The following is a 12,707-nucleotide window of genomic DNA, read 5'->3' as shown; positions in this document are numbered from 1 at the left end:
CCGCTCCTCCCCTTTATTGGCCCACGGAGTTCTTGAGCTCCTCGATCAACTGCGGTGTCAGGACAGCGCTGGCCCGGTTGGCAAACATTGCCATCTCGTAGGCGATCGTGCCAAGACTCGCTTGTTTGGTCGCGAGAACTCCGAGCGAACAGCCGATGCTGATCGTGCAGACCAGCAGGTAGCCGCGCTCCAGCTCGATGATGATCTTGTCCGGCTGGCCGAGCGGGTGGGTGTCGGACACACCGTTGGCCAGCCCGAGCATGGCCGAGGCGATCGCCGCGAGCCGGTCGGCGTTCTGCCGTGCCAGATCAGAGGACATCGCGATCAGCAGGCCGTCGGCGGAAACCGCGATCGCCGCGATCGCTCCGGCGGTGCCCTGGGCGAAGCGGCTCACGAGCCAGTTGAAGTTCTGGGCCTCGGTGCTGACTCCGGGGGGCGTGATCATGTGGTGCTCTCTTTCATCGGATCAGTGTCAACGGGTTCCTCCCGCACTCCGGCACGGGCCAGTCCACTCGCGAACGCGTCGAGCGACGCCTTCTCAGCTTCCGGATCACGTGCCTTGTACTTCGGCTTGGCCCGTAAGGGAGGGGCACTCGTCGTCTTCATCGTGCGCAGCCCTGGGGCGAGGTTGGCACCCGGCACCCGCCGGCTGAGCCCGTCGCGCATCAGCGGCTGCGGCTCGGCAGCCGGAGCCGCCATGGCCGCCTCCGGGGCAGCCGGTGCTACCGCTGCCTTGGCGAAAGCCTCCTGGAACCCGTCCATGGCCGCACGGGCCGCCGCCGGGTCGTGCTGTGCGGAGCGAGCCATGACCGGCTCGGGCTTCGCGACCGGCGCCGTGACCACGGTGGGTGTCGATGGGATGACCGCGCCGCCAGGGATCTGTGCTCCAGCGACCCGTCGCTTGAACCCGCCGCGGGTCTCACTGGACGCCGCCGCGGGCGCAGGCGCCGTGGCGACCGGCTGTGGTTCCGCGACCGGCGGCGCAGCAGGAGCAGTTGCCGGAGCCGGAACAGCGGGTGGCGGCGACATCGGCGGCGACATCGGCGGCGACATCGGCTCGAACATCGGCGACAGAGCGGGTTCCCCCGAGAAGTCGCCATCGGGGAACCACGAGAACCCGGAGTGCTGCTGGGCCGGTGGGATCCGCATCTCCGGCACGCTCGGCATCTCCAGCCGGGCACGCGCGGCACCTTGGTGCGCGGCGACCGCGGGCGACGACTGGGCCTGCGCGGCCGGTGCGGCGGGCTGGGCTGGTGGCGCGGCCGGGGCCGGCCGGGTGAACAGCGCGGCCGGGATGGCCACCCGCGCGGTCACACCGCCGCCGTGGGTCGGGATCAGGTCGACGGCCAGCGAGTGCCGCCGGGCCAGCCGTCCGACCACGAACAGGCCGAGCACACTGGTCGGGGCGACGTCGAGGCGTTCACGGTCGACCAGACGGCGGTTCTCCTCGGCCATCTGCGGCGGCTTCATGCCGATGCCGTGGTCCACGATGCTGATCACGCACGCGCCCTCGTTGGTGAACGCCGCGCTGACCTCGACCTGGGTGTCCGGCGGGGAGAACGACGTCGCGTTCTCCAGCAGCTCGGCGAACACCAGCACCAGGTCGGAACCCAGCGAGGAGGCACAGGTGACGTCGTGCATGTCACCGAGCTGGACCCGTTGGTAGTCCTCGATCTCGGCCAGTGCCGAGCGCATCGCGTTGGCCAGCAGCATCGGCCCGCCGAGCCCGGTGTCGGTCCGGGTACCGGCCACCACGAGCAGGTTGTCGGCGCTGCGGCGCAGGCGGGTGGAGAGGTGGTCCAGCCGGTAAAGCCGTTCCAGCAGGCGGGAATCCTGCTCGTTGCGCTCCAGCTCGTCGACCAGTGCGAGCTGGCGGCCGACCAGGTTCTGCGTGCGCTGGGCGACGTTGGCGAACATCAGACTGACGTTGTGCCGGGTGATGGCCTGCCGTTCGACCAGCTGGGCGGCGGTCGACTGCACGCGGTTGAACGCCACCGCGAGCTGGCCGATCTCGTCACTGGTGGAGACCTTGATCTCGGTCAGCCGTGGCCGCTGCGCCTCGGGCGTCTCGGTGTCGCTGACTCGGACCAGTTCGGTCTCGGCGAGCTGGGCGACGTTCGTGGCGGCGTCGGTCAGCTGCTTCAACGGCGAGGCGATCGCGCGGCTCACGATCACGGTCAGGAACGCGACCAGCGCGATCAGCGCGGCGGCACCGCCACCGACGAGCCACGCGATGGTCTGCGCGCTGTCGGCACGTGCGGTCGCGGCGTCGGTCAGCTGGCTTGTGACGCGGTCCTGGACCGTACGGCGCAGGCCCGACTGTGCTCCGACGGTCGTCAGTGCGTCGTTGGCGAACGCTTCGACAGCAGCAGGGTTTCGTGCGTCGGTGGGCATCCGCGCCGCGAGGCCTTCGACAGCCGTCGCGGGATCGCCTTCCGCCACTTGCACGACGAGTGTGGCGTGCTCGACGTCCGCCTGTTGGACGAATCGCTCGGTGAACATCTTGGCCTGCTGGGTCGCGTCGTCCAGCAGAACCTCACCGGTGGTCCGGTTGAGCGCGGTCGCGATCAACGCCATACCGCGCAGTTCGCCGTATTCGTTGGCGCGCAACAGCGCTTCGAGAGCGGTCAGCTGCCGGGTGCCCTCGGCGTCACTGGTCACCTGCGGCACGAGGCGCAGGGAGTCGATCACCGCGTCGATGACCGCGTGGTACGTACGCGCCACGCTGTCAGCGGAAATACCGCGGCGCAGTGCGCCTTGCCGGAGCTCGTTCAACGAACCGATCCGCACGAGAGCCGAAGCGAGCTCGTCGGACATGTCGTCGCCCAGTGACGACCGCACCTGCCCGACGGTCTCGTCGACCTTGCGCTGCTGGCGTTCCATCGCGCCGCTGTCGGAACTCGGCGACGCCAGGTACGCCGCGGTGAGCAACCGCTCCCGCTGCAGTTCCCAGACCAGGCCACCGACTTCACGCGTGTAGCGCGCCGCGTCCGCGGTCTGCCCCGCCGATGCGGCGCTGTTGGCCTGGACGATGACGAACGGCGTCGCGACCATCAGCACCGCTGCCAGCGGCAGCAGGAGGAGCAGGTTCAGCTTGCCCCGGATGCCGAGCCTGCCGAGCAGTGTGGTCTTGCCGTCCCGCCCCGGCGGTCTCTTCAGGTGCTTCATGCCACCTCCTCCTGCTTTCTCTGCCGCGGCCTCAGCCGGCTTTGTTGTGCTGGGCGCGAACGAGATCTTCGATCCTCGCCCGCAGTGCGAGGAACTCGGGGGTCCGTTTCACAGCCAGCTCCCGGTCTGTGGGAAGGTCGATGGTGATGTCCGCGGCCACTCGGCCGGGACTGGATTCGAGCACGACCACCCGCTGGCCGAGGAACACGGCCTCTTCGACGTCGTGGGTGACCATCACGACCGTGGTGCCGGTGTCCCGCCAGACCTGGCGGATCAGCACCTGCATGTCCTCTTTGGTCTGCACGTCCAACGCACCGAACGGTTCGTCGAGCAGCAGCACCTCCGGCTCGCACGCCAGCGCACGGGCGATCGCCACCCGTTGCTGCTGGCCGCCGGAGAGCTGCTTGGGCAGCGAGTTGCGCAGCTTCGACAACCCCGTCTCGGCGAGGTACCAGTCGACCCGCTTGGCCCGTTCGGCGGAACTGACCGGCAGCAGCTCTAGTCCAAAAGCGACATTGCGCTCCACCGTCCGCCACGGGTACAGGCTGCCGGCCTGCGGGACGAGCCCGCGATCAGGCCCAGGGCCGACCACCGGGCTGCCGTCCAACAGGATCTTGCCCTCGCTCGGCACGTCCAAGCCGGCGACCAAGGACAGCAGCGTCGACTTGCCCGACCCGCTCGCCCCGCACACGCAGAGGAAATCCCCTTGGGAGACCTGAAGATCGATGCCTTCGAGGGCGCGGACCTCACGCCCGCGCACATCGAACCGCTTGGCAACGCCCTGGATTTCCAACAACCCTGTGCCGACGCTCGATCCTGCAAGCAGATCTTCGGAAGTCACGCCACCCACCGTCCGATGCGATTGCGCAAGAAGCGCAACGCGATATCGATGATCACGCCACAGATGCCGATCAGGATCAGGATCGCGAAGATCTGGTCGGTCTCCAGGAACCGTTGCGACTGCATGATCCTGCGGCCGAGACCGGTCGTGGAGACGACCACCTCGGCCACCACGACCAGGTTCCACGCCGCGGCGATGTTCACCCGGATCGCGTCGATGATGCCCGGGACCGAGTGCGGGATGATCACCTTGCGCAGTACCTCGTTGCGCCGGGCACCGAGCGTGTACGACACGTTGATCAATTGCCGCGGCACGGATCGAACCACATCGGCGGTCATGAACGTGTTGAAGAAGACCGTACCGAGGAACAGGACCGCGATCTTGGGCTCTTCGCCGACACCCAGCCAGATCATCATCAGCGGGATGAACGCGCTCGCCGGCAGGTACCGCATCATGCTCAGGAACGGCTCGAAGAGCGCGTTGCCCGCCATGAACGTGCCCATCACGATGCCGATCGGCACCGAGACGAGCACGGCGAGGCCGAACCCGTACAGGATGCGCTGCACGGTGTCCCACAGGTCGGTGAACAGCGTGCCGTCCTGTGCCATCTCCAAACCGGCCTGGAAGGTGGCCACCGGTCCCGGCAGGAACGTCTCCGGGACCGCTTGGGTCGCGCTCAGCACGACCCAAGCCAGCAACGGGATGACGAACGACAGGACGAGCAGGGTCAGCCGTGTCGTGTGAGAGATCGGCTTGCGGATGCTCAGCAACGACGACGACGGCTTGGGTCTTGGCCGCACCGGAAGTGCGGGCCATTCTGTGCGGTCCGGCCGTGCCGGTGCGGCGACCGTGGCGGTGCCCGATCCCCGGCTGGCCCGTTCGGCCTCGAGGAACCGCTGGGCCGCGGCCTGCTCGTCGACCGACCCGGGGGTCACTCCCGGTTTCACTCCGGCACCGCCTTGACGAACGTGTCGTTGAACAGGCCGTCAAGGTTCGGCGGGTTCTTCGCCAGACCGGTGCTGGTGAGGAAGTCCGCGGCCAGGCGGGCCTGGTGGTTGAGGTGCTGCGGGGTGGTGCCAGGGGTGAACGCGTCGATGTTCTGCTGGCGGGTGAAGATCGTGGTGCCCGAGTCGTAGGTCTTGTAGTCCTCGACGGTCACGCCGTTGCGCTTGGCCATGATGCCGACCGCGCCGTCGCGGTTCTCCTTGATCCAGGCCAGAGTCTGGAACCAGGTGTTCACCACGCCCTGCACGACCTGCGGGCGGTCGCGGACCACATCGGCCTTGAACACCAGGTGGTCCGGGATGGCGCCGGGGAACTCGGCGGACGTGGCGATCGCGCGGCTGCCCGGCCGCTCGAGGGCCGTGGTGGTGAACGGGGCGAACGCGCCGACCGCGTCGACCTTGCCGCCGGCGAACGCCGCGACGGCCGCGTCGGTGGCCATCGGGACGAGTTCGATGTCCTTTTCGGTCAGCTTCGCCTCGGCCAGCGCGAGCAGCAGCAGGTAGTGGTCGACGGTGCCCTGCTCGACCGCGACCTTCTTGCCCTTGAGGTCGGCGACGCCGGTGATGCCCTCCCGGGCGATGATCTTGTCGTTGCCGGTCGAGTTGTCGTTGACCAGCACCACGGTCTGCTTGGCGCCGCCGCTGACGGACATCAGCGTGTCGTTGAGGGTTTGACTGTTGGCGTCGATCGCGCCAGTGGCCAGCGCGTTGAGGCTGTCGGTGTAGACGTCGAACCACTTCAGTTCGACCTCGACGCCGTTCTTGGCGAACAGGCCTTGTTCCTGCGCGACCTGCCATACGTTCCAGCCGGGCCAGGCCGAGAAACCAATGGTGATCTTGCCGGACGCCGACGACGCACCTGTCTCGGAGCAGCCGGAAAGGCTTGCCACACCGAGCATTCCGACGGCGCACAAGATCGCGGTCAGTAGACGGGTCAGGGGACGGGATCGCACAACGAACTCCAGGGGGACGGGGTAGGGAGTTCCGAATAGACGGGTATGTGGTTGTGAGCGGTGCTGGTCTTGCTTCTCAGTGCGGTGTTTCTGGCGTCCGGGAATCTGGCGCGACCGGGAATGCGCCAGGCGCATGCACGCGCCGGAGCACCTGCGCGCCGAACACGATCACGTCGTGCCCGTCGCCTGGACGAACGTCCTCAACGAACGGTTCTTTGAGGAACGTCATGGGGGTGAATCCCGCGCGGGCGAACACGGCGACGCGTATGTCCTTGATGGATCGGGCACCAGTCAGACCCAGCCGCGGGCTGTGGGCCATGGCACGGCCCCACGCCGTTGTGGGTAGTTCGGCTTCCCGTTGCACGGCACCACGGGCCTGCGGCCCGTAATTGTCGTGCAACGGAGCGTCACCAGACCCGGTCATCCTGGTTTACCCTCCACGCCAGTGTTTCGCCGGCGAACGTAGAGGACTCGTTGCGAAAACCGGCCGCTTCCCTCGTGAATACCTAGCGAACCGTGCGCAGAGCCCGACGCCCTTCGCCTCCCGGCGGACAGCTTAGCGACCACCGCAAGTACCTGATCACTCACGCATGCAGCGCAGATACTGCCGGATGGCGGAATTTGCGGGGATTTAACGCACCGAAGGCCGCCCGTCCGGTTCCGGTTAGTGGGACACCTCACCTGGGACGATGTCGGTCATGACCCATCCGCTGATCCTGTCACTGCGAGATCCCGGCGCCGACCTGGCCACAGTCGGTGGCAAAGGCGCGTCGTTGAGCCGTCTGGCCCAAGCGGGATTGCCTGTCCCGCCGGGGTTCTTCGTGACCACCAGCGTGTATCGCGATTCTGTATCAGCTTCTGGCACGGAAATTCCCTCGGATGTCGTAACTGCCATCCATTCGGCCTATGCGCAGCTGTGCAAATCAGCACAGTCCGGCGCGGTATCAGTCGCAGTGCGCTCGTCGGCGACAGTGGAAGACCTGCCGGAACTGTCATTCGCGGGTCAACATGACACGTTCCTCAACATCGTCGGATTCGACGATGTGCTCGACGCGATCAAGCGGTGCTGGGCGTCACTGTGGACGGACCGTGCGGTCCACTACCGCGCCAGTAATGAGGTGTCCGCATCGGACATCGCGATCGCGGTGGTGGTGCAGGAGATGGTGCCCGCGTCGGCGGCGGGCGTGATGTTCACCGCGGACCCGGTCACCGGCGCCAGGGACACGATCATGATCAACGCCACATGGGGTCTGGGCGAAGCATTGGTCAGCGGCGACGTGACTCCGGATACGTATGTGCTGACCGGCGATACCGTGCGATCGGAGATCGCCGAGAAGACGGTGATGACTGTGCCGACCGCGGACAGTGCTGGGTCGGATCGCACTGGATTGAATCGCACTGGACTGCAACCGGTTCCGGCCGAGAAGCGCTCCCAGGCCGTGCTGTCCGACGACCAGGTACAGGAACTGGCCGCGCTCGGCAAGCGCATCCAGGACCTGTACGGCATGCCGATGGACATCGAGTGGGCCGTCCACGACGGACAGTTCACGATCCTGCAGGCCCGGCCGATCACCACGCTGCCGTCGTTCGAGGTCTGGAACGACACATTGCTCGGCGACTATCTATGGACCTGTGCGAACCTGCGCGAAGCGGTACCGAGCGTGATGACCCCGGCGACATGGTCGCTCGCGCAGTCCCTGGCATTGCCGCCACTGGCCGGGCATCCGACGTCCGGCAACATCGGCGGCCGGTTCTATCTGAACATCAGTACGGGCATGGCCGCGCTGACCGCGCTGGGCCTCGGCGGCACGGCGCGCCGGATAGCCGGGCAGATCTTCGGCCGGATCCCCGACGACATGGACATCCCGCGGTTGCCGCTGTCCCGGTTGGCAGTCGTGCGCGCCACAGTGGCCGCGGGTATTCGGATTGCTCGGGATTTCCGTGAGTATCGCAAGAACTTGGACGCGTTGGTCGCGGCGAACCCGGCACGCTGTTCTGCTTTGCGCGCCAGGATTTCCGCTGCTGCCTCGGCGCCGGAGCTCGTGGAGTTGTGGCGGTCGGAGGTTGCTGACCTACTGCTTGCTTGCCGGACTTTCGACGCTGGTGCGCGTCAGGCTTCCGCGGCACGGTTCAGCATGCGGCTGACCGAACTGGTTGGCGCGTCTGACGCGGCGTTGTTGTTGTCCGGCTTGCACACGTCTTCGGACGAACTCGTCAGCCTCGGCCCGATGATCGGCCTGGCCCGGCTGCGCCGCGGCGAGATCACCACGGACGAGTACATGGAGGCGTGGGGGCATCGCGGTCACGACGAGTTCGAGGTGTCGGTGCCGCGTTCGGGGGAGGACCCCGCGTGGATCAAGCGCTTGCTCGACGGCATGACCGCCTCGCCCGAGGAACTGCTTGCCCGGCAAGCGCAAGCCCGTGATGCGGCGTGGGAACGCCTCAAGGCCGCGCACCCCCGCTCCGCGCCGAAGATCGCCCGCCGGCTCGCGAAGGCGGCTGTCTCGGCGCGAAAGCGGGAACGTGCCCGCTCGGAGTTCGCCCGGTCGTTCTGGGTGTTCCGGGCCTTCGTCCTGCGAGCGAACGAACTCACCGGTCACGACCTGTTCTTCTTGCGGTTCCCGGAAATCATCGCTGTGCTCGAGGGTGCGACGCAACCGCTGGCCGCGATCGGCGCCAGGCATGCGGCTTACGAGTACTACTCGGCGCTGCCGCCGTACCCGACCCTGATCTGCGGCCGGTTCGACCCGGCGAATTGGACCTCGGAAGACGACTCTTCGGCGATCACCGGCTTCCCGGGGGTCCCAGGGGCCGTCGAGGGAGTGGCTCGGGTGGTGTCCACAGTGGAAGAAGCCGAGTCGTTGCGCGACGGGGAGATCTTGGTGACGACCGTGACCAACATCGGCTGGACGCCGTTGTTCCCGCGCGCGGCCGCCGTGGTCACCGATATCGGGGCGCCGCTGTCACACGCCGCGATCGTGGCCCGTGAGCTGGGCATCCCCGCGGTGGTCGGATGCGGCAACGCCACGTCCCTGCTCTCCACGGGTGACCGCATCCGCGTCGACGGCGGCAAGGGCACCGTCACTCTCCTGTGATCAGGAGTTAGGGAACCGACGTTGACTTATTAGGTCAACGATGGTTCCCTAAGTGTGGGGCCGGGAAGGAGAGTGCTGTGGAAGTGACGCTGCGCGTCAACGGGCGCGAGGAAGTCCTGGATGTCGAGCCGAGAGTGAGCCTGCTGGACGCGCTGCGGGAGCAGCTCGGGCTCACCGGCACCAAGAAGGGCTGTGACCAGGGCGCGTGCGGTGCGTGCACGGTACTGGCCGACGGGACGCGGATCGTGTCCTGTCTGGCCTTGGCTGTGCAGTACGAGGGCAAGGAGATCACCACGATCGAAGGCGTGGACCACCCCTTGCAGCAGGCCTTCGTGCGCACGGACGGGTTCCAGTGCGGCTACTGCACGTCCGGCCAGATCTGCTCGGCGATCGGGATGCTGGCCGAGCACAAGGCGGGCATGCCGAGCGTGGTCACCGAGGACATCGAGGAGTCGGCCGAGCTCACCGAGGAGGAGATCAGGGAGCGGATGAGCGGCAACCTGTGCCGGTGCGGTGCGTACAACGGGATCGTGCGGGCGATCGAGGAAGTGGCGTCGTGAGGCCGTTCGACTACGTCAGCGTCACCGATGTCCAGTCCGCGGTCCAGACGATCGCGACCACGCCGAACGCCAAGTTCCTCGGCGGCGGCACCAACCTCGTCGACCTGATCCGTGAGGACATCGAGCGCCCCGGGACAGTCGTCGACATCACCAGGCTGCCGTTGACCAGCGTGACCGCAGTCGGCAACGGGGTGCGGATCGGCGCACTGGTGCGCAACAGCGCGCTGGCCTCGCATCCGCTCATCAGGACCAAATATCCCGTGCTGGCGCAGGCGATTCTGGCCGGTGCGTCGGGGCAGCTGCGCAACATGGCGACCGTCGGCGGGAACCTGTTGCAGCGCACTCGATGCAGCTACTTCTACGACTCGGCGTCCCGGTGCAACAAACGTGAGCCGGGCAGTGGATGCGATGCGATCGGCGGGTTCAGCCGTGGTCACGCGATCCTTGGCGTGAGCCCGAACTGCATCGCCGCGCATCCCTCCGACATGGCCGTCGCATTGACCATGTTGGACGCGCAAGTCGAAGTCGAAAGCGTACGGGGGACACGCCGGATCCCGATCGGTGAATTCCACCGGCTGCCGGGACAGACGCCACACCTGGAGACCACCCTCGAGCCGGATGAACTGATCACGGCCGTGGAGATCCCTGAGACGACCAAGAACTCGCGGTATCGCAAGATCAGGGATCGGGCATCCTACGCGTTCGCGCTCGTCTCCGTGGCTGCCGCGATGGAAACCCGGGACGGCAGGATCACCGAGATCAGGCTCGCACTCGGCGGCGTCGGCACAAAGCCTTGGCGCGCAACCGAAGCCGAACGGATCCTGGCAGGGGCACAGGCAGGCGAAGCGGAGTTCCGCCGCGCCGCCGAGGCCGAGCTGGCCGCCGCCGTTCCGACCGAGCAGAACGAGTTCAAGGTCGAACTGGCCATCCGGGCCATCGTCGCGATGCTGCGTGAGGTGAACCCATGACCGGCGTCATCGGCCAGCCCGTCGACCGCAAAGACGGACCTGCCAAGACCACTGGGCAAGCCCGGTATGCGGCCGAGTACCCGTATCCGGACATCACCTACGCGGCCCTCACACACGCGACCATCAGCCGGGGCAGGATCGAGAGCATCGACACCGCTGAGGCCGAGGCGCATCCCGGTGTCATCGCGGTGATCACGCACAAGAACGCCCCGCGGACCAAGCCGACCGCGCCGACGAGCCTGATCGATCTGAACTCGCTCGCGCCGGGTACGAACGTCAACTACCTCAACACCGACGAGGTGCACTGGGACGGCCAGCCGGTCGCGATAGTCGTCGCGGAGTCCGCCGACGCCGCGCGGCACGCCGCTTCCCTTGTGCGCGTGCGGTATCAGACCTTACCGGCCACTGTGGACTTCCAGGCCGCTGTTCCTACGGCCGTGAAACAGAAGTCGAGCCCGCTGGGAACTGGCGCCAAGAAGGGCGATGCGCAGAAAGCGCTCGCCCAGGCGCCGGTCGTGGTCGACGAGCAGTACACCACCCCGCCGCACCACCACAACGCGATCGAGCCGCACGCCACGACCGCGTACTGGGAAGGCGACAAGCTCACGGTGCACGAGACCACGCAGAACATTCCTTATGTCCGTACGCACCTCGCGAAGAAGTTCGACATCCCGGTCGGGAACATCCGGGTCGTCTGCCCGTTTGTCGGCGGCGGGTTCGGCGGCAAGATCAACCTCTGGCCAGGCACGGTGCTCGCGGTCCTGGCAGCGAAGGCAACCGGGCGTCCGGTCCGGATGTCGTTGAGCCGCAAGAGTGTTTACCGGACTGTCGGCGGACGGGCGCCGTCAACGCAGCGAGTCGCGTTGGGTGCCGAGCGCGACGGCAAGCTGACCTCGTTGATTCACACGAGCGTGACCAGGCTCGGTCACGTCGGTGGTGCCGGTGAGCAGATCGTGTCCATGACCAACCACGCCTACGACGCGGCGAACATCCACACCCAGCAGCACACAGTCACACTCGACGTCTTGTCGAACACCTCCATGCGGGCACCCGGCGAATCGATCGGGTCGTTCGCGCTGGAATCGGCGGTGGACGAGCTGGCCTACCAGCTCGGCATGGACCCGATCGACCTGCGGATGCGCAACGAGCCCGCACGAAACCCGGTGAACGGCAACAAGTTCGGCCACCGGATGCTGCGCGAGGCCTACGCCCTTGGCGCCGAGAAGTTCGGCTGGGCCGCCCGTACGCCCGAGCCCGGCTCGATGCGGGACGGCAAGTGGCTGGTCGGGATGGGCGTGGCGACCGCGTATCACCCCGCTTGGCAGTTCGGATCGAACGCGTACGTCCGGCTCAACCAGGACGGCACGGTCCTGGTGAAGGTCGCGATGCACGAGATGGGCATGGGTGCGGCGACCGCGCAGGCGCAGATCGCAGCGGACGCGCTGAACGTCCCGGTCGACTCCGTGACCGTCCAGTGGGGTGACTCCGAGCTGCCGTTCGCGCCCGGCGCAGGCGGCTCCGGGCAGACCGCGAGCGTGGCGGCGGCCGTGCTCGACGCGTGCCGCAAGATCGACAAGAAGCGGCGTGAACTGGACCGGAAGGGCTTTGTCGAGGCCACGTCCGGCGGCGGTGACCTGCGGAACAACCTCAAGACGCTGCAGTTGGTGCTGTCCAGCAGGCGGCATGTGAAGGCAGCGTCCGGTGCCCAGTTCTGCGAGGTCAGGGTCGACCCGGAGACCGGCGAGATCCGGATCGCCCGTTTCGTCGGCGCCTTCGACGTCGGCACGGTGATCAACGCCAAGACCGTCGCCAGCCAGCTGCGTGGCGGGATCGTGATGGGCATCGGTATGGCGCTGGCCGAGGAGACACTCGTCGACCCGCGCACCGGCCGGATCATGAACCCGAGCCTGAGCGAGTACCACGTGCCCGTGCACGCGGACATCCCGGACATCGACGTGCACTGGCTGGGCGAACCGGACCCGAACATGCCCCTCGGGCTGCTGGGGGTCGGCGAGGTGAGCATTGTCGGCGTCGCGGGCGCGGTGGCCAACGCCGTGTTCCACGCCACCGGCAAGCGAGTGCGTGACCTGCCGATCACTTTGGACAAGTTGCTGTGAT

At 67.2% G+C, this 12,707-nt stretch carries 10 protein-coding genes; 4 read left to right on the top strand and 6 right to left on the bottom strand.

The window, feature by feature from the left end; genetic code table 11:
* Positions 1–13: 13 nt before the first annotated feature.
* The 6 genes from B9C43_RS40800 to B9C43_RS40775 all read right to left on the bottom strand — a co-directional run bounded on the left by B9C43_RS40800 (position 14) and on the right by B9C43_RS40775 (position 6,390).
* Positions 14–445 carry a roadblock/LC7 domain-containing protein gene (locus B9C43_RS40800; protein WP_033389312.1) on the bottom strand — a complete coding sequence of 144 codons (432 nt, stop codon included), beginning with the start codon at positions 443–445 and terminating at the stop codon, positions 14–16.
* The gene (locus tag B9C43_RS40795; protein WP_084432829.1) at positions 442–3,168 is read right to left on the bottom strand and encodes a sensor histidine kinase; all 2,727 of its coding nucleotides are present in this window, start codon (positions 3,166–3,168) and stop codon (positions 442–444) included. The genes B9C43_RS40800 and B9C43_RS40795 overlap by 4 nt, the downstream gene beginning before the upstream one ends.
* 31 nt (positions 3,169–3,199) lie before the next feature.
* A complete protein-coding gene (locus tag B9C43_RS40790; RefSeq protein WP_235039139.1) occupies positions 3,200–4,009 on the bottom strand; it encodes an ABC transporter ATP-binding protein in 810 nt (269 codons plus the stop codon).
* The gene (locus B9C43_RS40785) at positions 4,006–4,956 is read right to left on the bottom strand and encodes an ABC transporter permease (RefSeq protein WP_084432828.1); all 951 of its coding nucleotides are present in this window, start codon (positions 4,954–4,956) and stop codon (positions 4,006–4,008) included. The genes B9C43_RS40790 and B9C43_RS40785 overlap by 4 nt, the downstream gene beginning before the upstream one ends.
* Positions 4,953–5,966 (bottom strand): ABC transporter substrate-binding protein, encoded by a 1,014-nt coding sequence (locus B9C43_RS40780; protein ID WP_235039138.1) that lies wholly within the window; start codon positions 5,964–5,966, stop codon positions 4,953–4,955. The genes B9C43_RS40785 and B9C43_RS40780 overlap by 4 nt, the downstream gene beginning before the upstream one ends.
* Positions 5,967–6,042: 76 nt before the next feature.
* Complete coding sequence (locus B9C43_RS40775) at positions 6,043–6,390, bottom strand: hypothetical protein (protein WP_084432827.1); 348 nt, start codon at positions 6,388–6,390, stop codon at positions 6,043–6,045.
* 274 nt (positions 6,391–6,664) lie between these two features.
* Between B9C43_RS40775 and B9C43_RS40770 the strand changes: the two genes are divergently transcribed.
* From B9C43_RS40770 to B9C43_RS40755, 4 genes are all read left to right on the top strand, one after another.
* Positions 6,665–9,061: a PEP/pyruvate-binding domain-containing protein gene (locus tag B9C43_RS40770; protein ID WP_084432826.1), complete on the top strand. Its 2,397-nt coding sequence runs from the start codon at positions 6,665–6,667 to the stop codon at positions 9,059–9,061.
* A gap of 77 nt (positions 9,062–9,138) precedes the next feature.
* Positions 9,139–9,621, top strand: coding sequence for a 2Fe-2S iron-sulfur cluster-binding protein (locus tag B9C43_RS40765; RefSeq protein WP_084432825.1), 483 nt, complete (start codon positions 9,139–9,141; stop codon positions 9,619–9,621).
* Complete coding sequence (locus B9C43_RS40760) at positions 9,618–10,589, top strand: FAD binding domain-containing protein (RefSeq protein ID WP_084432824.1); 972 nt, start codon at positions 9,618–9,620, stop codon at positions 10,587–10,589. The genes B9C43_RS40765 and B9C43_RS40760 overlap by 4 nt, the downstream gene beginning before the upstream one ends.
* Positions 10,586–12,706, top strand: coding sequence for a xanthine dehydrogenase family protein molybdopterin-binding subunit (locus B9C43_RS40755; RefSeq protein WP_084432823.1), 2,121 nt, complete (start codon positions 10,586–10,588; stop codon positions 12,704–12,706). Before B9C43_RS40760 ends, B9C43_RS40755 begins: the two co-directional genes overlap by 4 nt.
* Position 12,707: the final 1 nt, after the last annotated feature.

The organism is Kibdelosporangium aridum (genome assembly GCF_900176515.1).
GTDB lineage: Bacteria > Actinomycetota > Actinomycetes > Mycobacteriales > Pseudonocardiaceae > Kibdelosporangium > Kibdelosporangium aridum.
This window is presented reverse-complemented; position numbering and strand designations above follow the sequence as displayed.